25 protein-coding genes, 1 pseudogene and 1 other annotated feature (1 of these 27 cut by a window edge) are annotated in these 26322 nt (G+C 38.7%); of the genes and pseudogenes, 24 read left to right on the top strand and 2 right to left on the bottom strand.

Going from position 1 to position 26322, the window contains the following annotated elements:
* Positions 1-182, top strand: a binding site (T-box leader) (it extends 58 nt beyond the left edge of the window).
* 63 nt (positions 183-245) lie between these two features.
* The 5 genes from IGK01_RS10460 to nhaC all read left to right on the top strand — a co-directional run bounded on the left by IGK01_RS10460 (position 246) and on the right by nhaC (position 5907).
* The gene (locus IGK01_RS10460) at positions 246-1319 is read left to right on the top strand and encodes a methionine ABC transporter ATP-binding protein (RefSeq protein WP_010734726.1); all 1074 of its coding nucleotides are present in this window, start codon (positions 246-248) and stop codon (positions 1317-1319) included.
* Between the two features lies 1 nt (position 1320).
* Positions 1321-2001, top strand: a complete 681-nt coding sequence (locus IGK01_RS10455) for a methionine ABC transporter permease (RefSeq protein ID WP_023520129.1) — start codon at positions 1321-1323, stop codon at positions 1999-2001.
* Positions 2002-2016: 15 nt separating this feature from the next.
* Positions 2017-2856 carry a MetQ/NlpA family ABC transporter substrate-binding protein gene (locus tag IGK01_RS10450; protein ID WP_137072702.1) on the top strand — a complete coding sequence of 280 codons (840 nt, stop codon included), beginning with the start codon at positions 2017-2019 and terminating at the stop codon, positions 2854-2856.
* 23 nt (positions 2857-2879) lie between these two features.
* On the top strand, positions 2880-4085 hold the full coding sequence (locus tag IGK01_RS10445; protein ID WP_010734729.1) for a M20 family metallopeptidase: 1206 nt from the start codon (positions 2880-2882) through the stop codon (positions 4083-4085).
* A gap of 409 nt (positions 4086-4494) precedes the next feature.
* Positions 4495-5907 carry a Na+/H+ antiporter NhaC gene (nhaC, locus tag IGK01_RS10440; protein WP_169058938.1) on the top strand — a complete coding sequence of 471 codons (1413 nt, stop codon included), beginning with the start codon at positions 4495-4497 and terminating at the stop codon, positions 5905-5907.
* 280 nt (positions 5908-6187) lie between these two features.
* Here nhaC and IGK01_RS10435 read toward each other — a convergent pair whose 3' ends face one another.
* Positions 6188-7552 carry an amino acid permease gene (locus tag IGK01_RS10435; protein ID WP_010734731.1) on the bottom strand — a complete coding sequence of 455 codons (1365 nt, stop codon included), beginning with the start codon at positions 7550-7552 and terminating at the stop codon, positions 6188-6190.
* Positions 7553-7847: 295 nt separating this feature from the next.
* Between IGK01_RS10435 and IGK01_RS10430 the strand changes: the two genes are divergently transcribed.
* From IGK01_RS10430 to IGK01_RS10355, 16 genes and pseudogenes are all read left to right on the top strand, one after another.
* The gene (locus IGK01_RS10430; RefSeq protein WP_010734732.1) at positions 7848-8738 is read left to right on the top strand and encodes a hypothetical protein; all 891 of its coding nucleotides are present in this window, start codon (positions 7848-7850) and stop codon (positions 8736-8738) included.
* A 59-nt stretch (positions 8739-8797) separates the two neighbouring features.
* The gene (locus IGK01_RS10425; protein WP_010734733.1) at positions 8798-9898 is read left to right on the top strand and encodes a glycerate kinase family protein; all 1101 of its coding nucleotides are present in this window, start codon (positions 8798-8800) and stop codon (positions 9896-9898) included.
* A 251-nt stretch (positions 9899-10149) separates the two neighbouring features.
* Positions 10150-11664 carry an Lsa family ABC-F type ribosomal protection protein gene (locus tag IGK01_RS10420; RefSeq protein ID WP_438748451.1) on the top strand — a complete coding sequence of 505 codons (1515 nt, stop codon included), beginning with the start codon at positions 10150-10152 and terminating at the stop codon, positions 11662-11664.
* Between the two features lie 104 nt (positions 11665-11768).
* On the top strand, positions 11769-12296 hold the full coding sequence (locus IGK01_RS10415; protein ID WP_409173542.1) for a histidine phosphatase family protein: 528 nt from the start codon (positions 11769-11771) through the stop codon (positions 12294-12296).
* Between the two features lie 155 nt (positions 12297-12451).
* The gene (locus tag IGK01_RS10410; protein WP_019723609.1) at positions 12452-13033 is read left to right on the top strand and encodes a polymer-forming cytoskeletal protein; all 582 of its coding nucleotides are present in this window, start codon (positions 12452-12454) and stop codon (positions 13031-13033) included.
* 222 nt (positions 13034-13255) lie between these two features.
* The gene (locus tag IGK01_RS10405) at positions 13256-13768 is read left to right on the top strand and encodes a hypothetical protein (RefSeq protein WP_438840731.1); all 513 of its coding nucleotides are present in this window, start codon (positions 13256-13258) and stop codon (positions 13766-13768) included.
* Positions 13768-14109: a hypothetical protein gene (locus IGK01_RS10400; protein WP_438840730.1), complete on the top strand. Its 342-nt coding sequence runs from the start codon at positions 13768-13770 to the stop codon at positions 14107-14109. Before IGK01_RS10405 ends, IGK01_RS10400 begins: the two co-directional genes overlap by 1 nt.
* A 142-nt stretch (positions 14110-14251) precedes the next feature.
* Entirely contained in the window at positions 14252-14770 is a 519-nt protein-coding gene (locus tag IGK01_RS10395) for a hypothetical protein (RefSeq protein WP_438840729.1), read from the top strand.
* A pseudogene (locus IGK01_RS10390) lies at positions 14770-15111 on the top strand (triacylglycerol lipase); the annotation flags it as partial. The gene IGK01_RS10395 and the pseudogene IGK01_RS10390, both read left to right, overlap by 1 nt.
* Before the next feature lie 151 nt (positions 15112-15262).
* Positions 15263-15775, top strand: coding sequence for a hypothetical protein (locus tag IGK01_RS10385; protein WP_349521549.1), 513 nt, complete (start codon positions 15263-15265; stop codon positions 15773-15775).
* A 4-nt stretch (positions 15776-15779) separates the two neighbouring features.
* A complete protein-coding gene (locus IGK01_RS10380; protein WP_438840728.1) occupies positions 15780-17138 on the top strand; it encodes a lipase family protein in 1359 nt (452 codons plus the stop codon).
* 16 nt (positions 17139-17154) lie between these two features.
* Positions 17155-17460, top strand: a complete 306-nt coding sequence (locus IGK01_RS10375; RefSeq protein WP_438840727.1) for a hypothetical protein — start codon at positions 17155-17157, stop codon at positions 17458-17460.
* A gap of 19 nt (positions 17461-17479) precedes the next feature.
* Entirely contained in the window at positions 17480-17752 is a 273-nt protein-coding gene (locus IGK01_RS10370) for a hypothetical protein (protein ID WP_010734740.1), read from the top strand.
* Between the two features lie 269 nt (positions 17753-18021).
* Complete coding sequence (locus tag IGK01_RS10365) at positions 18022-19089, top strand: DUF871 domain-containing protein (RefSeq protein ID WP_195339372.1); 1068 nt, start codon at positions 18022-18024, stop codon at positions 19087-19089.
* Positions 19086-19979, top strand: coding sequence for an N-acetylmuramic acid 6-phosphate etherase (gene murQ, locus IGK01_RS10360; RefSeq protein ID WP_023520118.1), 894 nt, complete (start codon positions 19086-19088; stop codon positions 19977-19979). Before IGK01_RS10365 ends, murQ begins: the two co-directional genes overlap by 4 nt.
* 13 nt (positions 19980-19992) lie before the next feature.
* Positions 19993-21966: a glucose PTS transporter subunit IIA gene (locus tag IGK01_RS10355; protein WP_023520117.1), complete on the top strand. Its 1974-nt coding sequence runs from the start codon at positions 19993-19995 to the stop codon at positions 21964-21966.
* Positions 21967-22002: 36 nt separating this feature from the next.
* On the opposite strand, the gene nrdI is transcribed toward IGK01_RS10355, so the two are convergent.
* On the bottom strand, positions 22003-22452 hold the full coding sequence (nrdI, locus tag IGK01_RS10350; RefSeq protein WP_438840726.1) for a class Ib ribonucleoside-diphosphate reductase assembly flavoprotein NrdI: 450 nt from the start codon (positions 22450-22452) through the stop codon (positions 22003-22005).
* A gap of 208 nt (positions 22453-22660) precedes the next feature.
* Between nrdI and IGK01_RS10345 the strand changes: the two genes are divergently transcribed.
* The 3 genes from IGK01_RS10345 to IGK01_RS10335 all read left to right on the top strand — a co-directional run bounded on the left by IGK01_RS10345 (position 22661) and on the right by IGK01_RS10335 (position 26320).
* On the top strand, positions 22661-24085 hold the full coding sequence (locus tag IGK01_RS10345; protein WP_153830276.1) for a basic amino acid/polyamine antiporter: 1425 nt from the start codon (positions 22661-22663) through the stop codon (positions 24083-24085).
* Positions 24086-24429: 344 nt separating this feature from the next.
* Complete coding sequence (locus IGK01_RS10340) at positions 24430-25221, top strand: TraX family protein (RefSeq protein WP_153830275.1); 792 nt, start codon at positions 24430-24432, stop codon at positions 25219-25221.
* A gap of 412 nt (positions 25222-25633) precedes the next feature.
* The gene (locus IGK01_RS10335; RefSeq protein WP_023520114.1) at positions 25634-26320 is read left to right on the top strand and encodes a DUF969 domain-containing protein; all 687 of its coding nucleotides are present in this window, start codon (positions 25634-25636) and stop codon (positions 26318-26320) included.
* Positions 26321-26322: the final 2 nt, after the last annotated feature.

Genomic DNA, 26322 nt, shown 5'->3' with positions numbered 1-26322 from the left:
GCTGAGAAGAAGCAAGGCGGCATGTTTGGAAAATGGCTATTGAGCAATTCACCCCGAGCAAAATTGTGAGACGGTGACGGTCGCAACCGTTAGCTTGCTAGAGTATGATTGTACTCGAAGAGGAGTTACATGTAAGTGTAACTTGAACATGAGGTGGTAACACGCAAAAAGGCGTCCTCAAGAAAGTGATGAGTCATTTTCTTGAGGATGCCTTTTTTTATCGTCAAACCGAAGGAGGAGTAAAAATGATTGAATTACAAGCAATAAATGTTTCTTTCCAACAAAAAGAAAAGACGATCCAGGCAGTGAAACAGGTGGATCTTTCGATTGCTAAAGGGGATGTTTACGGAATCGTAGGTTATTCAGGTGCTGGGAAAAGTACGCTGGTTCGTGTCATGAACCTGTTACAAAAACCAACAAGTGGCAAAGTCATCATCAATGGAACAGAGCTAGGAAAACTATCCCCGAAAGAATTACGAAAAGAACGAAAATCGATCGGGATGATTTTTCAACATTTTCACCTAATGGAAAGTCGCACGATTTTTGACAACGTCGATTTCTCGTTGAAATATACGAAAAAATCGAAACAGGAGCGTCGTCAAAAAGTTAATGAGCTTTTAACATTAGTCGGGTTAGAAGAAAAAGCTACTGCGTATCCAAAACAACTTTCAGGAGGACAAAAGCAAAGAGTTGCTATCGCTCGTGCATTAGCCAGTGATCCGCAAGTATTACTTTGTGATGAGGCAACGAGTGCCTTAGATCCAAAAACGACCCATCAGATTTTAGCTTTATTGAAAAAACTGAATCAGCAATTAGGATTGACAATCGTTTTGATCACACATGAGATGCAAGTCGTTAAAGAAATCTGCAACAAAGTAGCTGTGATGGAAAACGGGGAAGTGATCGAACAGGGAAGTAGCGTTCAGATTTTCAGTGCACCAAAAGAAGTTTTGACGCAAGAGTTTATCCGAACAGCCACCCACGTTGACCAAGCATTAGAAACGATTCGCTCGCATCGTGCTTTTGCAGATCAGTTGACCAATAAATGGTTAGTGGAATTGAGTTATGTGGGCACACAAACGAATGAACCGTTGATCGCACAACTTTATAGCAAATACCAAGTCAGTGCGAATATTTTATACGGCAATGTAGAACTATTACAAGAAACCCCATTAGGACGATTGATCGTTACTTTATCAGGAGAGATCCATCAACGAGAAAAAGCCTTGGCTTATCTTATTGAATCCGGTGTACAAGCAACGATTTTACAAAAAAATGGCGCAAGTAAGGAAATGAAAGTGATTCAAGGAGGACGCTGATATGACCCATTTCTTAGAAACCTATTTACCTAATGTCTATTTGATACCCGATGAATTTATTGAAGCGACGAAACAAACGTTGTATATGTCTTTTTGGACCGCGTTGATCGGAGGTGCGATCGGTCTTGGTTTTGGGATCGTATTGGTTGTGACACGGCCCCAAGGATTGCTTGAAAATCGCTTGCTTTATGAGGTGCTAGACAAGGTCATCAATGTTGTCCGCTCGATTCCCTTTATCATTTTACTTTCTTTACTGGCATTGACGACTCGCTTTTTAGTCGGTACTACGATCGGCGCGAAAGCTGCTTTAGTCCCTTTGATCTTTGGTGTTGTGCCATTTTTCGCTCGACAAGTGGAAAATGCGTTGTTAGAAGTAGATCCTGGAGTGATTGAAGCAGCCGAATCTATGGGAACCAGTCCAATAGGGATCGTTTTTAGAGTCTATTTGATCGAAGGCTTGCCAGGGATCATTCGTGTCTCTGCATTGACGATCATCAATGTCATTGGCTTGACTGCTATGGCAGGAGCAGTTGGGGCAGGAGGATTAGGAAACCTAGCTATTTCTCGTGGGTATAATCGTTTTCAAACAGACGTGACTATCGTCGCCACTTTGTTGATCTTGATCCTTGTTTTCTTAAGTCAATGGATCAGCAATTTATTGATCAAAAAAATATCACATTAAACTGGAGGAATCATCATGAAAAAACTCATTCGTTATACAGTACTTGCTTTTGTTGCACTTATTTGGTTGGCTGGCTGTAGCCAAGGCAATGCCGAAACAGACACAAAAAAACAAACGACAGTAAAACTTGGGATTATTGGAGAGGACACTGACGTTTGGGATGATGTCAAGGCACGTTTAGCAAAAGAAGATATTGACTTAGAATACGTGAAATTTACCGACTATAATCAACCGAATGCTGCATTAGCAGATGGCTCGATCGATCTCAATGCTTTTCAACATCAATTCTTTTTAGACAATTACAATACGGAACACGGAACGGATCTAGTCTCGATCGGCAACACAGTGAATGCACCTTTAGGGATCTATTCCAATACGATCCAATCCATTGATGATATCAAGGATGGCGCAAAAGTAGCTATTCCAAACGACGTCACAAATGGCGGACGGGCGTTGCTATTGCTACAAACAGCTGGTTTGATCAAAGTTGATCCAGCGAAAGGCCAAACGCCGACTACTTCAGATATCACTGAAAATACAAAAAAACTAGACATCTCTGAACTGGATGCCTCACAAACAGCTCGTGCATTGAATGACGTGGATCTTTCAGTGATTAACAGTGGTGTGGCAGTCGATGCAGGATTGAACCCAACGAGTGATGCTATCTTTTTAGAACCTGTCGATGACAGTGCCAGACCATATGTCAACATCATTGTAGCAAGAAAAGAAGATGAAAATAACGAAATCTATCAAAAGATCGTTGACACCTATCAAACGGAAGAAACAGCAAAAGTGATCGAAGAAACATCAAAAGGATCAAGCGTACCTGCCTGGGAAACATTTGGTGAAAAATAAAAAGCAAACTGGAGGAAGCCAATATGACAACATCTACTTTAACAACACATTCTTTTAAGGAAGCAATCCAGCAACGATTAGCTGAATATCAAGCATTAGCACTAGATATCCATGACCATCCTGAGGTAAGTAATTATGAGTTTTATTCCTCAGATGCTTTGATCAAACAATTAGAAAAAGAAGGATTTTCTGTCACAAAAGATGTTGCTGGTCATCGAACAGGATTTGATGCTCGTTACGCTTCAGGAAAACCAGGACCAACGATTGCTTTTTTAGCAGAATTTGACGCTTTACCAGGAATCGGTCATGCTTGTGGACACAACTTGTTTGGTACGTATTCTGTCTTAGCTGCCAGTGTCTTGCGCGAACGAATTGCTGAGATTGGTGGAGAGATTCGGGTATATGGCACACCTGGAGAAGAGGGAGGCGAAAACGGATCAGCTAAAGGAAGTTTTGTACGGGAAGGCTTCTTTGAAGATGTGGATGCGGCACTTTGTGTCCATCCCGCATATCGTTACGGCAAAACGACAGAATCATTAGCGAATGACCCGGTGGACATCAAGTTCCATGGTGTTGCTTCCCATGCAGCTGCCGCACCAGATAAAGGAGTGAATGCCTTAGAAGCGTTGATTCAAGTGTTTAATGGAATCAATGCGTTGCGCCTGCAACTGCCAAAAGACGTCAATATCCATGGGATCATCACGGATGGGGGAGTCGCTGCGAATGTGATTCCCGAATACGCAGCAGGTCGATTCTACTTACGAGCAAAAAATCGTCAGACATTGAATGAGGTGTATCAAAAAGTCGAAAATATCGTGAAAGGGGCGGCTTTGAGTACGGGAACAAGTTATGAATTTGGATTGTTCCAAAATTCTGTCGATGATGTGATCGTGACGCCTTCATTTGATGCGCTGTTCTTCAGTCATGCGAATGCAGCAGGTGTACCTGATGAAGAAATCGAAACAAAAGAACAAACAAGTCTAGGTTCTTCTGACGTTGGTAACGTGAGCCATGTGATTCCGACGATCCAACCAACCGTCTCGATTGCTGATGAATATATCGCCGGTCATTCGGAAGAATTTAAAGCAGCTGCTCGTAGTGAAAAAGGACTAGCTTCGATTGCCATTGCTGCTGAACTATTGGCAAATACTGCATTAGATCTATTTGGAAAGCCAGAACTTCTAGATAAAATAAAGCAGGAGCATCAAGCAATCCTTGCAAAAAAATAACGGAAAATGATGGATGGGTGAAAGGACTAGATCGTTATGAATCAAAACATTTGTTTTCAGAAAAAATACATTTAGATTGACAAATTGGACAGATGCAGGTAAACTTCATGAAAGTTCACTTTTCACCCAGTAGTAGTTTTGGTGTTTTGTTCAGAAAGTCGGTGGTTGCTGCGAACCGACCAAGCCAATTCTATGAATTACAGGAAAAGTTTTAACAATTAAATCATTCAAATCAAAGTGAAAAACAGATCTGTTTTTAATTAAGGTGGTACCGCGGAGAAATTCGTCCTTAGTTGAAAACAGATCTTTTTGTCTTTTTTTTAGGGAGGAAACGCAGATGAATTGTGGCGGAGTCATTCGATATCGAAGCTTTTTTAAGACGTAACAAACTTAAAAAAGGAGAATGGATATGGAAAAAATAAAAAAACCTAGTTTTATAGAAGCAGTGAGTGTATTAATAATTATCGTTGCAACGATAGCAGCCGGAGTAGTTGGCTTTAAGATTTCACCGAATATCGCGATTTTGATTGCTATTGGTATGGTCATGGTCTACGCAGTAGTGAAGAAACAGCCAACCGATCGATTACATGAAGGAATCATCAACGGTCTCAAACCGGGGATCATCCCGATCTTTATCTTTATTTTAGTCGGCGCATTGATTGCGGTCTGGATCCAAGCTGGCATCATTCCAACGTTGATGGTCTATGGCTTTAACATCATTAGTGTCCCATGGTTTGTGCCTTCAGTTTTTGTTGTGTGTGCCATTGTCGGCAGTGCAGTCGGTAGTGCCTTTACTGTCATGTCAACCATCGGTATCGCCTTTTTCGGTATCGGCACAACGTTGGGATTGAACCCCGCATTAGTTGTCGGTGCTATTGTTTCTGGGGCAGTTTTTGGAGATAAGATGTCGCCATTATCTGAATCGACAAATCTGGCAGCAGCCATTGTTGATGCGGATCTATTTAAACATATCAAACATATGATGTGGTCAACACTTCCGGCATTTATTGTTTCTTTGATTTTGTTTGCATTTTTAGGACATACAGATAAAGGTGCCAGCTTGACAGAAATCCAAAATGTAACAACTATTTTAGAAAACAACTTTACGATTTCGATCTGGTCTCTAATCCCTTTATTCTTGATGTTGGTTTGTGCTTGGAAAAAAGTTCCAGCGATCTTAACGATCCTGTTGAATATTGCCGTAGCAGTTGGAATGATTTTTATCCAAGATCCAAGCACTTCCTTCTCAGGACTAGCGACAGTCCTCGAATCTGGTTTTCTATCTGAAACAGGAAACACGCAAATCGATGCGTTACTTAGCCGCGGTGGGATCGAAAGTATGATGCCTACAGTTTCCTTGATTATTCTGACGCTTTCATTAGGCGGTTTATTGATCGAATTTGAGTTGATCTCTACAGTTATGGAAGTGGTATCGAAGAAAATGACGACGATACCTAAACTGATTTTTACGACACTAATGACAAGTATTGGTGTCAATCTGTTTATCGGTGAACAGTTCTTATCTGTGATCTTACCAGGAAATGCGTTCAAAGAAACATACAAAAAAGCAGGACTTGATCCAACTGTTTTGAGTCGTACCTTAGAAGATGGAGGGACAGTCATCAATTACCTTATTCCTTGGGGGATTGCCGGTAGTTTTGTTGCCAGCACGTTTGGAATACCAACGATGACCTACTTACCATTCGTATTTTTCAGTTTGCTTTCTCCCGTCTTTTCAATGGTCAGTGCCATTACTGGTTTAGGTATTGCAAAAAATAATGAAAAGCAGGAACAATTGAACGTTGTGAAGGAAACGATATAAACTCAAAAAAATAGTCACCCAATCAGCGGGGGGCTATTTTTTTTTGGATAATCAATGGATTGACTTATCAAGTGAACGTATCGATGAAGTGAAACAACATCTGTTCAAGTGTCGTTGCAAAAAAACGAGGGGGATCTTTTTGGACGAATGGTTCATTCAGGCTCAAAGTTCTCTAAAAAGATTAATAAAAACCAGCTAGAAAGCTCAAAGATCCATCAAGTGATCTCGTATTTTCTAGCTGGTTCATGGGGAAGTTTTAGTTATCTATCTTTACCATCAATCATATCGAAGAAAAAGGCTCATTTTTTATCGTAAAGACATCTTTTTTCTTTTGATAGCTAAAGAAAATCACCGCATATAATAAAGCTGTCAAGACCGTTACACCAATTGAATTTGTCATGAGTATCCCAATCAAGATCAAGCTTAACGCGATCAAAGCAAATAAATTAAAACTTTTGGCTTGCCAAGTGCCTTTCTTCAATGCTAAACGAAAAGCGGCAGCGCTGATCATTAGCCAAATCACGAGTACCGTATAAGAAAGAGAACCGGCTAAGTAACCGAAAAGTTTGTCACCTACGAAATAGGAAAGGATGACCCCTAGATATAGCACGCTGGTACAAAATAATACAGCACGTTGTGGCACATAATGTTTGTTCAACTTTGCCAGTTTCTTGGCGGTGCCTTTTTTGTCTTTCAAACGGAAAAACAAGAGACGAGAAGAAGCATAAACGCCAGAATTGATCGATGAAAAGAGTGCCAAGACAATGACGAAGTTCACGATATCACTAGCAAAAGGGATATTCATCTGTTCAAACACCAAGACGAACGGGCTAACCGCAGAACCAGCTAAAGTATTCCAAGGGAAAAGAATCAGCAATAAGAAAAGCGGAATAATATAGAAGGAAACAATTCGGCCCATGACCCCTTTTATCGCTTTTGGTATGGCTTTTTTAGGATCGTCCGCTTCACTGACAGTAATTGCAATCAATTCTGACCCACCATATGAATAGATAACGACAAGTAATGAACTAACGACCCCTTTTAATCCATGGGGAGTAAAGCCACCGTGATCAGTCAATTGACTTAATGTAGGAAAAATTCCAGTTCCTAACATTTGTTGTCCGACGAGATATAACCCGAAAAGAATCATCAAGATAATGACACTGATCTTCGCAAAAGCCAACCAATATTCGGTTTCAGCAAACAAGCGGACAGAATAAAGATTGATCAGAGTCGTTAAAATAGCTAAAAGTAAGATGAAACACCATGCAGGAACATGCGGAAACCATAATTGTAAGAAGGAAGCTGCTGCTACAGCCTCAGCGATGATATTGATCATCCACATGGAATAATAGACCCAGTCGACGAAATCCGCAGAATGATTACCTAAATAAGGGCGAATCAAGCCAGATAATCCATGTTGTGTATCCCCACCGTCTAAAACTAACTTACCCAGACCACTCATAACAATAAATAAAATACCACCACCGATCAAAAAAGCAAGCAAGACCGCAGGACCAGCGATCCCAATGGCTTCACCACTTCCTTTGAATAAACCAGCACCAATTGCACCACCCAAAGCAAGCATCGTGATGTGTCTGGAGCTTAGCTGTTTTTTTAATTTTGTTTGTTCTGTACTTTCCATCAAAAACCCTCTTTTCTAAAAACATGAATGAAAAAACAAATAGGTTATAAAATAATATTCTCTATAATAACAAATTGTCTGACAATTACAACTATTCTGAAAACTTTTTTGTAATTTTTAATGAAACAATCATAGAACTCTTATCTGTTTTGATAATTATTGTTATATTTCTATAAAAAATAACTTGAAACGAAAGCGTTTCATTCGCTTTTTCCTTTCATGCAGGGCTATTATAAGAGGAAACCCATAATTAATAGGATTGTTTTGAGTAAGTAAAAATAAGGAGTTGATAACTATGAGCCAACACGAACGATTGCTTATAGCGAAAAATAAGGCGTTATATTTTTTCCCATACGTACAAACAATGGACGTCATCTCAGCAAAAGATTTGATGGATGATTTCTTTATGTCATCGTTCCAACAGCAACTCGATCAATATAAACTAATTATTTTTTTAGATTATGGATTTGATGTGGCATTTGCTTCTCGTATTCGACCGTACACAAATGCGAAGATCATCCTCTTCTTTTGGAACCATTTTAAAGAAGAACACCTTCAATTATTGAAGAAAGCAGAAGCAGAACCAGCAATTGATGATATTTACCATTTTGATATTTTAGAAGCAAAAGAGTTAGGGATTAAACACAATAGTTCTTTTTATTCAAAAGAGATGGAATTACCAAAAGCTGAAGTCACGACTGATCTGTTCTTTGGAGCAACTGATAACGGCAGAAAACAACGAGCAGATGATTATCAAGCCGCATTTGAACAGTTAGGTATTTCAACAAACTTTTATATTTTACCAAGTCGTGGAAATGATCAAGAAGGGTATCTGACCTATACAGAATATTTACAAAAGACGAATGGTTCGACCGGTATTTTGGAATTGTTGCGAGAAGGTCAAAGTGGTGTGACTTTACGAACATTTGAATCTATTTTCTTCCAAAAAAAATTAGTCACTGATAACAAAGCGATTTCCGGGTATCGTTTCTACAATCCACAAAATATTTTCTTGTTGGAAGAAAGGAATTTGGATGAACTTCCTGCCTTCTTAGATAGCCCTTATCAAACCGTCGATCGTGAGATCATCGAATTTTTTGATGTAGAAAATTGGTCACAGCGGTTTATCGATTATGATCCTGAAGTATTTTCTATCTATGAATATAGCGGTATTGAAGCACGTTAGATATGATATAGTTAAAGAAAAACACGTTGTTCAATCATCGCAGAAAAAGGAGTCTCAGAATGAAATTACTTGCAGCAATCGATTCGTTTAAAGGTAGCGCATCGTCTATTGAACTCAACCAAGCAGCATTGCAAGGCTGGGGGGAGGCGGAACAAACAGTCAATCAACCTATCGCAGATGGTGGCGAAGGAACTGCTGAAGTGATTTACGCTACTTTAGGTGGGGAATGGCGAACACTTTTTTGTCCAGATTTGCTCTTTCGGGAAAAAGCATGTCGTTATTTACTGACACAAAAAAAGAACCGTAAGTTAGCCATCATTGAATCGACGGAAGTCATTGGATTGGACTTGTTGACCGAACCGACAGATCAAACGATCCGGTTAGCTTCAAGTTTTGGTTTAGGAGAGTTGATCAAAGATGCTTTGGATCAGCAAGTAGACGAAGTTATCGTAACATTAGGTGGTAGCGGTTGTTCTGATGGAGGCTTGGGTTTATTGCAGTCATTAGGGGCGAAACTAAATGGCGTTACAGAAGGGAATCCTTTGTTATCCATCGAGACAATCGACGTCTCTCAATTAGAGCGAATCGAGCAACGATTAACGATCGCAGCGGACGTTACGAGTCCTTACACTGGCAAACAGGGTGCGACTCAACTATTTGGGAAACAAAAAGGTGGTTCACCAGAAACTCTAGCATATTTGGAAGCCCAAGCAGAAAAGATCGTTGAACAAATCAAAGAAAGCACAGCAATTGATTTGAATAAACTCGCTGGCAGTGGCGCAGCGGGTGGAATCGGAGGCGCTCTAGCCATTGTCGGGGCTACGATGAAAGCAGGTTTTATGACTGTCTCTGAGTTAGTAGACTTAGAAGATAAAATCAAATCAGCCGATATCGTGATTACAGGAGAAGGACGGATCGATCAACAGACAATTCATGGGAAAGTGCCTTATGGTGTAGCTTCTTTGGCAAAAAAACACAACAAAAAAGTTGTAGCGTTCTGTGGGAGTCGGGAAAAAGATTTAGGTGAATTAACGACGATCCTTCCTAGTGTATTTAGTATCCAAACTGGCCCAACTTCTCTTGATAAGGCATTGGATCATCAAGAAACACTAGAGAACGTCAGACTGCTTTCACAGGCAATCAGTGGCTTGTTTCAATAATTTATTGGTTGACAGTCTTAAAACACCTATGGTAACCTAGTGGCAAATAAAGACAAAGTGAGGGATCCGCGCATTGAAAAAGTAAGTCAATTTGTTGAAGCTGCATTTTAACTATACCTTGTTCGTTCAAGGGGATAGTATGCAGATTTTCAGAATTGGCTGTTTTCAATGAGTGGGTCTCTTTTTGTACTCATCTTCTTTGACCAGTTCTGAAAATAGGACTGGTCTTTTTTATAACGAGGTGAAGATAAATGTCTAAAATCGAAATCAAACAATTGACGTTTGGCTATGACAGCCAAGACGATCTGTTATTCGATCAAGCAAACTTAAATATTGATTCCACATGGAAATTAGGACTGATTGGTCGAAATGGTCGTGGCAAAACGACGTTATTAACTATTTTGCAAAACAAACTACCTTATCAAGGACAAGTGACCCATCAACAAGAATTTGTCTATTTTCCACAACAGGTCAGGGAAACGAATCGACTAACCTATGATGTGTTGTTAGAAGTTTCAGATTGTGAGTTATGGGAGATCGAGCGTGAGCTGATGTTGATGCAGGCAAATCCGGAAATTCTCTGGCGCCCTTACGATTCCCTTTCCGGCGGAGAAAAAACAAAAGTATTGCTGGCTCTCTTATTTACCGATGAGCTACATTTTCCACTGATTGACGAACCAACAAATCACTTAGATTTGATTGGGCGTCAGCAAGTAGCTGAATACCTGAATAAGAAAAAACAAGGGTTTATTGTTGTCAGTCATGATCGTCAGTTTATTGATGAAGTCGTTGACCATCTTTTGGTCATCGAAAAAAGTCAATTAGTGATCTATCAAGGAAATTATTCCGTCTACGAAGAACAAAAGCGTAGAAAAGATGAATTTGAGTTAGCACAAAACCAAAAAATCAAAAAAGAAGTCGGACGTTTGAAAAAAACCGCAGCTGAAAAAGCGGAGTGGGCTAACTCTCGAGAAGGAGACAAAACAAAAAAACGTGTTGGCTTTATTGATACCGAAGCACGGCGTGTCAATCGTGGCGCAATTGGAGCGGATGCTGCTCGTACAATGAAACGTTCAAAAGCGATCGTCAATCGGATGGAAACTCAAATTAGTGAGAAAGAGAAATTATTGAAAGATCTAGAGTCGATCGATTCATTGAATATGTGCCCAAATCAGTCGCATCATAAACGCTTATTGACAGTAGAAAATCTACAATTAGGCTATGAAGAGATGTTATTCGATCCTATCAGCTTTAGCATCGAGCAACAAGAGTGTGTGGCAATAACTGGACCTAATGGTAGTGGTAAATCATCGATCATCCAGTATTTACTTGGGGAATTTACTGGTCAATCCAAGGGGGATGTCACACGTCCGGCAACAATCAGCATCAGTTATGTTCGCCAAAACTATGAAGATAACACCGGAACATTAACAGATTTTGCGCAAAAGAATCAGCTAGACTTGGAACTCTTTTTAAATAATCTTCGTAAATTAGGAATGGAAAGAGACGTGTTTCATACCTCCATTGAAAACATGAGTATGGGGCAAAGAAAAAAAGTGGAATTAGCCAAATCATTTGCACAATCCGCAGATCTTTATATCTGGGATGAGCCATTGAATTATCTGGACGTGTTCAATCAAGAACAAATCGAGCAGCTTTTAGTACAAGTCAAACCAGCGATGTTGATCGTCGACCATGACCAGCGATTCTTAGAAAAAGTCGCAACGAAAAGAATCGACTTGAGAAGAAGAGAAACACACATTTGAATCACTAAGGCTAATCGAACGTCGTCGACTCCAAGCAGATGATCCATTTGGACTGAAATTGTATGATAAAATTGAAAGAGCATAAAATAAAGGAGAGTTATCTAATGTTATATATTACTAGACATGGCGAAACGACTTGGAATGCTCAAGGCTTAGTTTGTGGCCATGCAGACATCGAATTAACAGAAAAAGGTAAACAACAAGCAGAAAAACTCGCTGAAAAAGTTGTAAACTTGGAAATACCGATCACCAAGATCATCCATTCCCCTTTGCAACGCGCAAGAGATACGGCACAAGCGGTAGCCAAAAAAGTCAATCTACCTATGACAGTGGATGAACGACTGATCGAGATGGATTTTGGGGATTATGATGGGCGTCCTAGCGAAGACGAAGACTTTCAACGTGCACGCCAAAATTTTGCGGTACGTTTTCCAAATGGGGAATCGGTTTTAGATGTGTATGCACGGATCACTCCTTTATTGAAAGAGTGCTTAGAAGATGAGGACAATGTCTACTTGCTTGTTTGCCATAATGCACTGATCCGAATCATCAATGCCTATTTTCATCCGATGGCAAATGACACATTCTTTGACTTTTTTGTTGAAAATACGGAATTAGTTACCTTTGACTAGCTGTTTTTATTCTTGGCGTAACAAGAATAACTAGAGGATGTTATCGTAAATTTTCTACTATATAAAATATTTTTTCTTTTCATGAAGATTATTTCACATAAGTACGCTTTCATGGTATAATTTCATAGGAATACAAAAAGAGAGGAAGAAATTTAATGTTATCAAAAAAATTATCTTTATTAGGTTTAACAGCAACAGCACTTTTGGCTTTAGGAGCTTGTGGTGCTGACAACAATGATTCATCTAATTCTAGTTCAGCTTCATCAACAACAGAAGTAAGTACAACAGAAAGTTCAGCAGATGTTGTATCAACAGCTTCAATCAGTGATGATCCAGCTGTTTTAGAAAAAGCAATGTCAGCTGACGGTAACTGGATCGTTGCAGCAACAGGTGATGTGACATTCTCAAATGATGTAACTATCGCAGGCGAATTCCATGACAAAGATGATGCAAGTGCAGACATCTACCGTAAAATTGCTTTGTACTCACAAGACGATGACCGTAACGTAACTGCTGAATACACAATCACTGTTCCAACATTGATCGTTGAATCAGAAAACACAAATATCGTTCACGGAACAATCAAAGGTGACGTACTTGTAAAAGCGAACGGCTTTGTATTAGACGGAGCAAAAGTAGAGGGTAACGTAACATTTGAAAAACAAGAATACCAAGATTCAGCAAAACTTGACGAAAACGACGCATCAGTAACAGGCGACGTAACAGTTAGCGAATAATCTTATAGTCATAAAGACATCTAAAGCAGAAATCCTTCTGTTTTAGATGTCTTTTTTCATTAAAAAACATCCGATATCAATCCTTAGTGATACGACCATAGGCATAGTGAGAAGTTTTACATAAAAACAATTGAGTGAAAAAACGTATATAACAAAAAAGAGAGTAACCCTATGATAGAAAATAATATGAGGGAACAGATATTCATAGATAAAGGAGCGTATATGAAGAAACGACTTTGGTTAGGTGTATTAGTGGTAATTATTTTAGGAGGAATTGGAGGAAAAATGTATATGGATAAAAGAGAAGGAGATCGTCAAGAATTGCTGGAAATACAGAAAGATTTGGCGAATTATATGTACAATAACTATCGGTTATATACAACCAATGATGAGGAAACTGATAGGTTTACACAAGAATATAGTAATGGGGATTTGACAACTGAAGAATATATAGAAAAAGTTGTAAGTGTTAGGAAATATATAGATATAGACAAAATAGAATTTACTGGATATTCTATTGACCCAATGAATTCATTAATTATCTATTTCACATTAAATGATGTCTATCGAGAAGAAGTATGGTTAGATACGAGATCGGCAGAAACAGACAAGTTTATTTACAGAATAACTGGTGGTAGAGGTAAAGGACCGTATTTTATTGATGAAAGAAAGGAAGAAAAAAAACTAGATATCTCAGATGAACAAATTGTTTATTATACAGGAGGAATAAATTAATGGATCAAAATAGATACTTATCTAAATTTATATATCAATTAGAAAGTGGCAAGGTAAATTATGGCGATAAACCTCTTGGAACAAACTATATCGTTATAGGAACTTATAAAGACAAAATCGGTAATGAATCCCAGCCAAAGAAAAACAGTATGCAGGCAATGGTAGTAGCAGAAATTAAAGATGAATTCAAAAAACTTAGTGATAATGAATTAAGAAAAGTACCTGGCTTTCCCGATTCCGTCATTACCAGAAACCTGACGATTGCCTATGCTGGCACGACTTCGCTCAAAGATTGGCATACAAACCTTGAGGAAATTGGTGAGAGAAATCAACGGTTATGACGTATTACCTATTCATATAATTATCTTTTATTGTAGAAGTACATAACTATGAAAAAAATATATATTACATAAAAATTCCAGAATAAGCGAGAAGCTTAGTCTGAACATATATAGAACAAGATAGAATCTGAAAGGAGGAGCTATGAAGAAACGACTTTGGTTAGGTGTATTAGTAGTAATTATTTTAGGAGGAATTGGAGGAAAAATGTATATGGATAAAAGAGAAGGAGATCGTCAAGAACTGTTGGAAATACAGAAAGATCTGGCGAATTATGTATATAATAATTATCGTCTCTATGTAAACAATCGGGAGAAAGAAGAAGAAATTTTCAGAAAGTATGACCGCGGACAAGGTGAAATGACAACGGAAGAATATTTGAAAGCATTGTTGGAGGTCAGAGAATATGAGGAGATAACTAAAATTGAATTTACTGGATATTCCATTGATCCAATGAATTCATTAATTATCTATTTCACAGTTAATGATGTCTATCAAGAAGAAGTATGGTTAGATACAAGGTCAGCAGAAATAGACAAGTTCATTTATACAATAACTAATAGTACAGGTGAAGGTCCCTATTATATCACTGAAAAAGAAGCAAAAACTCAACTTGTACTCCCTGATGATCAAATTATATACTATAGGGGAGGGATAGACTAATGGACCAAAATAGAAAGATATCTAAATTTGTATATCGTATCGAAAACGGTCTAGTAAAAATCGGTAAACTAGTAAAAGGGACTCAATTTATCGTTATAGATACAATAGATACAAATAAAGACAAAATCGGCAATGAATCTAAGCCAAAGAAAAATAGTATGCAAGCAATGGTAGTTGCTAAAATAAAAGAGGAATATCTTGGGTACAATGAAGAGCAATTAAAAAAAGTACCTGGCTTCCCCGACTCCGTCATCACCAAAAACCTTACGATTGCCTATGCTGGCACGACTTCGCTCAAAGATTGGCATACAAACCTTGAGGAAATTGGTGAGAGAAATCAACGGTTATGACGTATTACCTATTCATATAATTATCTTTTATTGTAGAAGTACATAACTATGAAAAAAATATATATTACATAAAAATTCCAGAATAAGCGAGAAGCTTAGTCTGAACATATATAGAACAAGATAGAATCTGAAAGGAGGAGCTATGAAGAAACGACTTTGGTTAGGTGTATTAGTAGTAATTATTTTAGGAGGAATTGGAGGAAAAATGTATATGGATAAAAGAGAAGGAGATCGTCAAGAATTGCTGGAAATACAGAAAGATCTGGCGAATTATGTATACAATAACTATCGATTATATACAACCAATGATGAGGAAACTGATAGGTTTACACAAGAATATAGTAATGGGGATTTGACAACAGAAGAATATGTAGAAAAAGTAGTAAGTGTTAGGAAATATATAGATATAGACAAAATAGAATTTACTGGATATACAGTAAGTCCAATGAATTTTTTAGAAGTACATTTTTTGATAAATGATTCAAATAAGCAAATTGCTACATTAGGTGTCAAGTCTGCTGAAACTGATAAATGGATTTATGATATCGATTCAGGTAAAACTAAACCTGGTAATAAATACTATTTAGAAGAGCTAGAATATCCCAATCATCAACTAAACGAAATAGAGATTTTATTTTACAATGGAGGGATATAATTCAATGGATCAAAATAGAAGATTCTCAGATGAAGTATATCAAGTTGAAAATGGTAATCTAGTCGTAGGTGATAGGATAAACAGAAATGAAAACTATATTGTTATAAATACAATAGATACCGATAAAAACATAATCGGTACTGAAACTAAACCAAAGAAAAATAGTACACAGGCAATGGTAGTAGCAGAAATTAAAGATGAATTCAAAAAACTTAATCATGATGAATTAAAAAAAGTACCTGGCTTTCCCGACTCCGTCATCACCAAAAACCTGACGATTGCCTATGCTGGCACGACTTCGCTCAAAGATTGGCATACTAACCTTGAGGAAATTGGTCGAAGTAATAAACACTCAAATGGTGCATTTGCTTCTGCCTTGAACTATGCCCGTGAAATTGAAAAGCAGTATCCCAAATCAGATGGCTATACGATCTCAACGACAGGACACTCATTAGGTGGCGCTAAAGCACTTTTTGTCGCAGCGATCAATGGTTATGATAGTGTGACGTACGGCGCGGCAGGACCAGGGCTTGCACAAGCCTTATTCGATAATCACAACGGTACCCTGATCAATATCTACGACACTTCGGATGTCGTCACGAGTGGGCTTTTCACTGGTGGGAAAGGGATGCTTCCAATCAATAGTTTTGGGATTGATAACCCGGGGTGGCAAACAGCAGGGCATTCATTGGATCAATTCAGGGTTGATAAAGAAGGAAATTATATCGATAAGCATGGACAGATCATCGTATACGTCGATGGCAATGGGGGGATCTTGTTAGCCCCAACTTTGTGGCAACAAACGCTTTTGGAAAACGAAGCAATGATCAAACTACTAGCAGTCAGTGGCGAACATACGCTAGATGAAATCAAGCGTTTGAAAGAAGAAAATGAGTGGCTCAAGGTTCAAATCAAAGAATTCTTGACCTTAAAAGAGTTAGGTAAGAAGCTGACTGCAAGTGGCGGCGGACTTTCTCAATCAGAAAAAATTTATTTAGAGGATAGCCAAGCATTAGCTGTAGTACGGACCGCAGCAAGTAAATTTGATGAGGCGATGAGCAATGTTCGCGTGATTTACCAAAACGGGATCACGGAGTTGGAAGAGTTATGGAATGACTGGTTGGGAAGAGTACGCAATTATACGCCACATTTGACGTACAACGAGGTAATTGAAACATTAGCCGAAGTTAATTGTACAAAATGGAAGATTGTCGATGAGCCAACACAGGAATTTAGAGATAAAATCCGCCAGATCGATCAGATGTCGGAACAGTTTCAAACGCTCGCCGATGAAATCACCCGAAAAATCAATGAAATGGTGACAAATGACAAAGAATTAGCGAATCAATTGTTTGGTGTATAAAAGGAGGAGAGGAAAATTGAGTCAGGAAATACAGCTTTATGAAACATATCAAGCAACGAAACGAGGGTTATCAGAGCAAGAAGAAGCATTGATTGCAACAGAAAGAAAAGTCCATGAGCTAGCGGAAGCAACTTACAAAGATCTCCGATTGATTTTGCACTCTTTTTCTGAACCACAAGAGGCCTTTGACTATGGACGTATCATGATTTCTCGTTTAGAAGAGAATCTGTCGACGGAATTGCGCCATCAACGAAAGAAAATCCAGCTTGACCTAGAAGATAACGAGCAGGTCTATCGTAAGAAACTGGCACAATTGGATTAAAAAGAATGGAGGTTTTGAGATGTTTGAAATGATTGAAACGATTGATCAATGGTGGGAGAAATATCAGAAAGATATGGAGAAATGCTTAACTCGTTCACTTGGAATCGCGCTGAAAAGTGAGAAGGGATTGAAAATAAGAACGACAAATCAATCTGGGAAGAATGAGACAAATAGAGCAAAACGCACGATTTCTTCAGCAGGTACAGGATTGAAGGAGACCCTCAAAGGGCAATTTGGCAACAAAGTGTCGCTAGCTTTAGACGAACAAGAAAAAGCCTTAGACAAAGGTTAGTCAAAGAAACACAAAAAACTTATTCTACATAAATTGATTAAAGGATTCTGTCAGAACTGATCAACTGAATAATCTATAAAAGCCGAAAATAGGTTGGACTATTTTCGGCTTTTTTGGATTAGTTGCTTAGATGAATTCATTGATTCGTTTTTTTTTACACTACCAAGAAATGAAATTTAATATATTTTATATTTATGTTGAAAAATTATTTCATACGAAGTATAATCAATTTATAAATGAATGCGGATACATGGTAAGGGGGAGAGTACATGTTTGGTTTTTCTGTATTTATGAATCAAGAGTTGTCCGAAGAAACGAAAACGTATATCCATGAAATGGCAGAGAAGGGATTTATTGGTATCTTTACATCCATGCATATTCCAGAAGATGATCCTTCAGCTTATAAAAGGCGTTTGACTGAACTTGGCCAAGAAGCAAAAGCAACCGGATTAGAGTTGATGGTAGATATATCGGGTAAGGCATTAGAGTTGGCAGGGTTCTCCTTAGAAAATCTTGAGCCATTAAAAGAGATTGGTGTGACAGGTCTGCGGATGGATTATCACCTGTCGAACCAACAGATTGCGAAGTGGTCTCATCAATTGAAAATCAGTTTGAATGCAAGCACGATCACTGAACAAGATGTGCAAGAATTAAAAGAAGCAGGTGCTGATTTTACTCAGATGGAAGCTTGGCACAATTATTATCCGCGCCCAGAAACAGGGTTAGACAAATCGTGGTACCAAAGAAAAAATCAATGGTTAGCAGAACAAGGATTTACGATTCAAGGATTTGTACCAGGAGATGAAGTGTTGAGAGGGCCTTTATACAAAGGACTTCCAACATTGGAAGAACATCGTTACCAACATCCTTTGGCAGCAGCGCTAGACTTAGCTTCATGTGGAACGGATCTGATCTATATTGGTGACGGTGGGCTATCGCTGACCACGCAGGAACAATTTTCGTATTATAAAGAAACAGGTGGTATCTTATTGCATGTGACATTGTTGGACCCAACATTTGGTCCAATCATTTTAGGTACACATACGAATCGACAAGATGAAGCTAAAGCTGTGGTACGTAGTGCAGATGCACGATTTAGAGAAATCCCTCCTATTCCTGCTCGACTAACAGATGAACGGAAAATAGGTACGGTCACGTTAGATAATGAAGCGTATCTTCGCTATATGGGTGAAATCCAACTAATGAAAGAAGATTTACCAGCAGATGAAAAAGTCAATTGTGTGGCACGAGTGATCTCGGCTGATTTGCCATTGATCCAACAAATCCATGCAGGAATGATTTATAAATTTAAATGTAAAGAAGGAATTGAGAAATGACGATCGATTTAGATAAATTAACAACGGAACGTAGAAATCAAAAGACATTTGGTTTGGATGAGATGAGTGTTTCTGAAGCCGCTCGCTTGATGAATCAAGAAGATCATGAAGTGGCGGCAGCTATCGCAAAAGAACTACCAAGTATTGAACCAGTGATTGAAGCCGCGATTGTTTCTTTCAAAAAAAATGGACGCTTGATCTACATGGGCGCTGGCACAAGTGGACGATTGGGTGTACTGGATGCAGCCGAGTGTGTTCCTACATTTGGTGTAGAGCCTGAAATGGTCGTTGGTTTGATTGCAGGTGGTGAAGCGGCTATGACTGTCGCAGTTGAAGGTGCAGAGGATTCACTTGAGTTAGGGAAAGAAGATTTGATCCAGTTGAACTTGACGGAAAATGATTTGGTCGTAGGTATCGCGGCTAGCGGTCGCACGCCTTATGTGATTGGTGGCTTAGACTATGCTCGTTCAATCGGCGCAAAGACGGCCACGATTTCTTGTAATAAAGAAGCTGAAATCAGTCAACATGCTGATTTTCCTATTGAGGTAGATGCCGGACCAGAATTTTTAACAGGTTCGACACGTTTAAAATCTGGAACTGCACAGAAATTGATTTTAAATATGATTTCTACAATCAGTATGATCGGTATCGGAAAAGTATTCAATAATCTAATGGTCGATGTCAAGCCAACAAATGACAAATTAGTCGAACGTTCAAAGCGAATCATCATGGAAGCAACAGAAGTGGATTATGAAACAGCAGAAAAATACTTTTATGAAGCGGAACAAAATGTTAAACTAGCGATCGTTATGTTATTGACGAATAGTGACAAAGAGACAGCAAAAAGAAAACTAGCTGAGGCAGACGGCTTTGTAAAACGAACGTTGTAAGGGGGAAAAGGAAATGGCAAAAAATGAATTGACTTTGACAGAACTGGCAAAACAAATTTATGCTGGGGCTGGTGGCATGGGCAACGTAGACAGCGTTGTCCATTGCATGACACGGGTTCGGATGAAGGTCATTGATGAATCGTTGGTCGACGTAGCGAAATTGAAAGCGATACCGGGCGTGTTAGGGGTAGTTGAGGACGAACAGTTACAAGTCATCATCGGACCAGGGAAAGTAAACAAAGTCGCACAAGAAATGGTTGACCAAGCAGGAGTCAAACTAGGTGAAAAAATTCCTGGAAACCCTAATGTTACAACTGGTTTATCAGGGAAAGACAAGGTCAACGAACGTGCCCAAGAGATGAAGAACGTACAAAAATCAAAACAAAAACCGTCAAAAATCAAATCTATTTTAAAAGATATCTCGAATATATTTGTCCCAATGATTCCAGCTTTTGTTGGTACAGGGATCGTTGCAGGGATTGCCGCAGTATTGACAAACCTTGTGACAGCCGGAACCATCGATGGCGCATCATGGCAACAGTACATCGACATCATGAACATTCTTAAAAATGGGATGTTTAGTTATCTTGTCATCTATACTGGGATCAATGCCGCTCAAGTATTTGGCGCAACGCCAACACTTGGTGGAGTAATCGGTGCGGTTGTCATGTTGACAGGGATGAATCCAGAAGCTCCTTTGACGAACCTGTTTACTGGAACCCCACTTGCTGCCGGACAAGGTGGGATCATCGGAGTGATCTTTGCGGTCTGGTTGCTTTCGATCGTTGAAAAGAAATTACACAAAATCGTTCCTGATGCAGTAGACATCATTGTGACACCAACACTTTCATTGATTGTCATCGGGCTGATCGAGATTTTCTTGATCATGCCATTAGCTGGTTTTATCTCAGATGGTATGGTAGGAGGGATCAATTGGGTACTTAGTGTGGGTGGTGCCTTCTCAGGATTTGTATTAGGTACATTATTCTTACCGATGGTCATGTTTGGTTTGCATCAAATATTGACTCCGATCCATGTGCAAATGATCGATGAAACAGGACGTACATTATTATTGCCTATTTTAGCAATGGCAGGAGCTGGACAAGTTGGTGCTGCGCTTGCTTTATGGGTACGTTGTAAGAAAGACAAAGAATTGACTGAAATGATCAAAGGTGCGTTACCTGTAGGGATTTTAGGGATTGGTGAACCATTGATCTATGGGGTAACATTGCCTTTAGGTCGTCCATTCATTACTGCTTGTATTGGAGGCGGTATCGGTGGTGCGGTGATTGGCTTGATCGGGAATATTGGTGCCATTGCTATTGGACCTTCTGGCGCAGCGTTGATTCCTTTGATTTCAGATGGCAAATGGTTTGGCTACGTCCTTGGATTATTAGCTGCTTATGCGGGCGGATTCTTAGCTACTTTCTTTTTCGGGATTCCTAAAGAACAATTAGCGAAAGAAGAATTAGCAGAAGAAGCACCTGTTTATACAGCATCAAGTACTGACTCAACAAATCAAACACAAGCCGTTCAATTATGTGCAGTAGCAGATGGTACAGTGCAATCAATCGAACAAGCGAGTGATCCTGTATTTGCTCAAAAGATGATGGGAGAAGGGTATTTTGTTGAACCAACGAATGGTCATATCTATGCGCCAACTTCTGGGATCATCAGCTCTATTTTCCCAACGAAACATGCCATCGGATTAACAACAGCTGATGGGTTAGAGCTATTAATCCACATGGGAGTCAATACTGTGGAACTAGGTGGGACGCCATTTGATATAAAAGTGAGTGAAGGACAAGCTGTCACAAAAGATACGATGATAGCGGACGTGGATCTAGCTGCGATCAAAGAGGCAGGAAAAGAAACCGCTATGATGGTTCTCCTGACAAATATGGAACATGTCCTAACGTTTGTTTTAACACATACAGGTGAAGTAACAGCAAAAACACCCGTGATGGATGTGGAAAGTGTAAAATAATAAAAAGCGCAAAATCAAAGGATTTTGCGCTTTTTATTAAGCTCTATATCGTTGAACTAAGGCATGGTAGATTCTTTCAACATCTATTGGTGTACCACGTAATTCATAATCTTCTATCATAGGAAAGCCGAATTGTTCAGCATATTGTTTCGCTGTCAAACAATATTGATAGTTAAAATTTTTATTTCCGCTACCGACAACACCAAGACAAAGCGCATGATTTTCTTGATATTCCAAGTATTCTCGCATGGTTTCTGTCAAAATTTCTTGGTCACCACTGTCAATGCCATTGCCTCCTTCTAGATAGGTTGGCACAAACACAAAGAAAGGTTTAGTTTCTTTTTCAAAGTCGCTATTTTCATGGATCTCTTTCAAGTGGACTAAGGGAAGTGAAGCATCTTTTTCACGTTGTTCCACAGCAAATGCTGCTAATTTTTTGACGAATCCTCGGGTGTTACCAGAAATTGAGATATATAAGATATTCATGATATCGTCCTCCAATCATTCTTATCCAGTATAGCATTTTTTTGTTTTTTGGGTAGATAAGAAGAGGAAGAGAAGCGGTCGCTTTCCTTGTATAATTAGAAAAAAATAGTTACAATTAAATTTCAATTAGAATTTTTTAGAAAAAAATAAATGAAACGAAGTTTTGCTATACTTTGCATAAAAGCGGTTTATTTTGGAGGATGCGTACATGGACACAGAGCAACAGAAAAAAGGTATTGGATTGATCCCACTAGCGGCCTTAGTGATTGGGTCAGCGATTGGAGGTGGCGTTTTCGGTATTATGACCGACATCTCAGGATCGGCTGGTGGCCCAGCATTGTTCAGCTGGGTATTAGTTGGGACGTCCATGATGATGCTCTCTTTGTCAATCAATAATATCAATAAGAAACGTCCAGAATTAGAAGGTGGTATTTTTAGCTATGCCGAAGCTGGCTTTGGTCGATTTTCGGGATTCATCAGTGGGTGGGGCTATTGGCTGACCTGCTGGTTAGGAAACGTGGCATTTGCTACGCTATTGATGAGTGCGTTGGGCTATTTCTTTCCAGTATTCGATGGGGGGCAAAATGTCGCCTCGGTCATCGTCAGTACTATATTTTTGTGGGGATATGCTTGGCTCGTCAATCGAGGAGTCGAAAATGCCAGTTACGTCAATGCAATCGTGACAATTTGTAAATTAGTTCCGCTATTTTTATTTATCATTGTTGCTATCAGCACGTTCTCATTGCAACAATTCATCAATAATTTTTCAAGTGATATCATCTTGAATGCCAATGGACAGTCGATTCCTTTCTCAAGTCAAATCCTAAGTTGTATCATGGTGATGCTTTGGGTATTTGTTGGAATTGAAGGTGCATCTGTGGTGGGTTCACGAGCGAAGAAAAAATCAGATGTCGGAAAAGCCACGATCTTAGGAATTTTTGGATTGATCGTGATCTATGTTTTAGTTTCGATGTTGCCTTACGGTACGATGACGATGGAAGAACTCCAAACAATCCAAACGCAACCAGCAATGGGCTATGTGTTTGAGATGATGGTTGGTAAATGGGGAGCTGTCGTGATCAATGGTGGACTGATCATTTCCTTGGTCGGTGTATGGTTATCTTGGACGATTTTACCCATTGAAACGATGCGCAATATGGCGGATGACGGCTTATTGCCAGCGCGTTGGGGAAAAGTCAATAAAAAGGGCGCACCGACATATGCGATTGTATTAACGACTTTATGTACAAATGTCTTTTTACTTTCGCTACTGTTTACAGATAGTGCCTATAACTTTGCTTATACCCTCGGAACAGCAGCGATCTTCTTTACGTGGTTATTCTTAGGATTGTATCAAATGAAACTATCTTATCAAAGAAAAGAATGGGTCCAGTTCTTGGTTGGCTCATTAGCAAGTGCTTTTCAAATTTGGGCAATGCTATTTGTCGCTTTCAATGAAGTGATGCTCGTTCTTGTATTATTTTTACCAGGTATCTTATTTTATCTCAAAGCAAGAAAAGAAAAACAGCAAGCTGTTCCACAGACAAAACTTGATTATTTATTGCTTTCGTTAGTATCGATTTTTGGAGTAGTGGCATTGGCATTATTTGCAACTGGAGTATTGCATTTATAAAACGCACAAAAGTTGAAACCCATTCTTTTGTATCACTCAAAAAGCATCTAAGAGATCGACCCGATTCAGGTCATTTCTTAGGTGTTTTTTCATGCTGCCTATTCACTGATTGTTTAGTAAAAACGATACGTGACTTTCTCACAACGTTTTTCCGCGATTGTTCGTTTCATTTCAGTGAAGAGGAATGGTTACGTTGTCACATTTTGACACATTGAGGCAGATTTTGTTTTAATGATGATCCAAACAAACAATTTTGTAAGAGAAAAAGTTGAGAGAAAGATGGTCGAAATAGGTAGTGATTGCCTATACTTATTCCTTGAGGCATAAAAAAATGGAGGGAATATATGAGAGTGAAAGGGTTGACGAGCTATCAATTGAAATGGATAGCAATTGTTTTTATGGTCGTTGATCATATCAACAGTTATTTCGGGATGCAATTAGGGTTACCAATTTGGGTCTCGTGGTTGGGACGTTTTGTTGCGCCATTATTTGTATTTTTATTAGTTGAAGGTTTCAAGTATACGCATAGTAAATATCAGTATGCGAAACGATTAGGAATAGCTGCATTCGTAGTAGCGATTGGAAATATCATCTATCATTTATTAACAGGAAATTACATCAGTGAATATAATCATCAGCCAAACTATTATTTATTTTTAGGTCCACATAATATCTTTTTGACATTATTTTTGCTGTTTTGCTTGATGTGGCTTCTTTCTACAATAAAAGGAAAAACACTTTGGAGAAAAGGAATGCTCGTAGCAGTAGCACTTTTATTGGTCATGATCACGATTGCTTTTTCAGAAGGTGGTCTGTATTTAGTTCCAATGTTGTTGCTGATGTATTTCTTCCGCGAGAAAAAAGAACGAGGGAAATTGGTTCTAGGTATTTTTGTGTATACGCTGATTTTATTTTGTCTAGCAATTTTATCCTACACACAAATGCCTGATTATCAATCATTGTATCAATTTTTAACGTTTGATAATGAATTTATGATGGTCACCGTCATCCCATTTATCATTCTTTATAATGGAAAACTAGGTGGAACCGGACGCGCATTCGACAAATACTTTTTTTACTTGTTTTATCCGTTACATTTATGGATCATTTATTTGATTTTTTCTTTTATTCATTAAGAAACAAATGAGGCGAGGTCTGGACAGAAGTGTTCAGCCTCAAGAAATAAGGCACCATCCACAAAAATTGTTCTTCAAATTCTTGTGGATGGCGTCTTGTTTTTTCGAAGAGATTACTTCTGTTCCTGTCGTTTATTCGGTTTTAGGGGAGAGAGGACTAATGTCTCAGAAACGTCTCATTTGTTTTTATGAGTAGTTTCAAACATTACAGTTTTGATCCCTTAGTTAGATGTAAAGAAATGTTATGTAGTTCAAGAAAATCGGCAGTATAAATAAGACTCTAAGTCATTTGTTGTTATGGAATTGACAGAATTTTTAAAATATATTATTTTTTTTGTAAGAATTCTCTATATTTTCAATCAATTTTATTTTATAATGAAAAAATATCATGTAATTTTTAGGAGGAAAACAGATGGAAAATTATCTTAGCCTGTTAGGCGTACTGATTGTTATTCTTGGTTTTGCTTTCAAGTTAGATTCGATCTTGATCGTTATGGTTGCGTTAGTCGTGACCGCATTTACTGGTGGATTAGGACTAGAAGGTATGCTGGAAACTTTAGGTACAAGTTTTGTGAATAACCGAGGAATGGCAATTTTTATTATTATTATGTTAGCAACTGGTACGTTAGAACGCAATGGTCTGAAGGAGTCTGCTGCAACGTTGATCAAACGTTTCAAGAAGGTATCCGCTGGAATGATCATCGATATTTATGGTGTTTTCCGCATGATCTTTGCAGCTTTCAATGTCAGTTTTGGTGGGGTGGCCGGCTTTGTACGTCCAATCATCATGCCAATGGCGTTAGGTACCGTTGAATCAAAAGGATTAACCGTCAATCCCGAACATGAAGAGGAATTAAAAGGAATGTCTTCAGCGATGGAAAATATTTGTTGGTTCTTTGGTCAAGTATTATTTATCGGTGGGGCCGGTGCTTTGTTAGTACAATCCACATTAAAAGACTTAGGCTACGAGGTAACTCTTGGACAGTTGGCACTGGTGCAAATACCAGTCGCAATCACAGCTTTAGTCGTGGCGAGTGTCTATTTTTATCTAAAAGAAAAGAAATTAGCGAAGAAATACTATTCAGGAAAGGAGAAATAAGA

It is taken from the genome of Enterococcus sp. AZ080 (genome assembly GCF_051714945.1).
GTDB classification, from domain to species: domain Bacteria; phylum Bacillota; class Bacilli; order Lactobacillales; family Enterococcaceae; genus Enterococcus_B; species Enterococcus_B pernyi.
Note: the sequence above shows the minus strand (reverse complement) of the source record. Positions and strands in the feature narration are given on the sequence as shown.

What these genes read in the sequence shown, in the direction of transcription:
- IGK01_RS10460 (WP_010734726.1), top strand. Translation starts at nt 246, where the DNA reads ATGATTGAATTACAAGCAATAAATGTTTCTTTCCAACAAAAAGAAAAG.
- IGK01_RS10455 (WP_023520129.1), top strand. Translation starts at nt 1,321, where the DNA reads ATGACCCATTTCTTAGAAACCTATTTACCTAATGTCTATTTGATACCC.
- IGK01_RS10450 (WP_137072702.1), top strand. Translation starts at nt 2,017, where the DNA reads ATGAAAAAACTCATTCGTTATACAGTACTTGCTTTTGTTGCACTTATT.
- IGK01_RS10445 (WP_010734729.1), top strand. Translation starts at nt 2,880, where the DNA reads ATGACAACATCTACTTTAACAACACATTCTTTTAAGGAAGCAATCCAG.
- nhaC (WP_169058938.1), top strand. Translation starts at nt 4,495, where the DNA reads ATGGAAAAAATAAAAAAACCTAGTTTTATAGAAGCAGTGAGTGTATTA.
- IGK01_RS10435 (WP_010734731.1), bottom strand. Translation starts at nt 7,552, where the DNA reads ATGGAAAGTACAGAACAAACAAAATTAAAAAAACAGCTAAGCTCCAGA.
- IGK01_RS10430 (WP_010734732.1), top strand. Translation starts at nt 7,848, where the DNA reads ATGAGCCAACACGAACGATTGCTTATAGCGAAAAATAAGGCGTTATAT.
- IGK01_RS10425 (WP_010734733.1), top strand. Translation starts at nt 8,798, where the DNA reads ATGAAATTACTTGCAGCAATCGATTCGTTTAAAGGTAGCGCATCGTCT.
- IGK01_RS10420 (WP_438748451.1), top strand. Translation starts at nt 10,150, where the DNA reads ATGTCTAAAATCGAAATCAAACAATTGACGTTTGGCTATGACAGCCAA.
- IGK01_RS10415 (WP_409173542.1), top strand. Translation starts at nt 11,769, where the DNA reads ATGTTATATATTACTAGACATGGCGAAACGACTTGGAATGCTCAAGGC.
- IGK01_RS10410 (WP_019723609.1), top strand. Translation starts at nt 12,452, where the DNA reads ATGTTATCAAAAAAATTATCTTTATTAGGTTTAACAGCAACAGCACTT.
- IGK01_RS10405 (WP_438840731.1), top strand. Translation starts at nt 13,256, where the DNA reads ATGAAGAAACGACTTTGGTTAGGTGTATTAGTGGTAATTATTTTAGGA.
- IGK01_RS10400 (WP_438840730.1), top strand. Translation starts at nt 13,768, where the DNA reads ATGGATCAAAATAGATACTTATCTAAATTTATATATCAATTAGAAAGT.
- IGK01_RS10395 (WP_438840729.1), top strand. Translation starts at nt 14,252, where the DNA reads ATGAAGAAACGACTTTGGTTAGGTGTATTAGTAGTAATTATTTTAGGA.
- IGK01_RS10385 (WP_349521549.1), top strand. Translation starts at nt 15,263, where the DNA reads ATGAAGAAACGACTTTGGTTAGGTGTATTAGTAGTAATTATTTTAGGA.
- IGK01_RS10380 (WP_438840728.1), top strand. Translation starts at nt 15,780, where the DNA reads ATGGATCAAAATAGAAGATTCTCAGATGAAGTATATCAAGTTGAAAAT.
- IGK01_RS10370 (WP_010734740.1), top strand. Translation starts at nt 17,480, where the DNA reads ATGTTTGAAATGATTGAAACGATTGATCAATGGTGGGAGAAATATCAG.
- IGK01_RS10365 (WP_195339372.1), top strand. Translation starts at nt 18,022, where the DNA reads ATGTTTGGTTTTTCTGTATTTATGAATCAAGAGTTGTCCGAAGAAACG.
- murQ (WP_023520118.1), top strand. Translation starts at nt 19,086, where the DNA reads ATGACGATCGATTTAGATAAATTAACAACGGAACGTAGAAATCAAAAG.
- IGK01_RS10355 (WP_023520117.1), top strand. Translation starts at nt 19,993, where the DNA reads ATGGCAAAAAATGAATTGACTTTGACAGAACTGGCAAAACAAATTTAT.
- nrdI (WP_438840726.1), bottom strand. Translation starts at nt 22,452, where the DNA reads ATGAATATCTTATATATCTCAATTTCTGGTAACACCCGAGGATTCGTC.
- IGK01_RS10345 (WP_153830276.1), top strand. Translation starts at nt 22,661, where the DNA reads ATGGACACAGAGCAACAGAAAAAAGGTATTGGATTGATCCCACTAGCG.
- IGK01_RS10340 (WP_153830275.1), top strand. Translation starts at nt 24,430, where the DNA reads ATGAGAGTGAAAGGGTTGACGAGCTATCAATTGAAATGGATAGCAATT.
- IGK01_RS10335 (WP_023520114.1), top strand. Translation starts at nt 25,634, where the DNA reads ATGGAAAATTATCTTAGCCTGTTAGGCGTACTGATTGTTATTCTTGGT.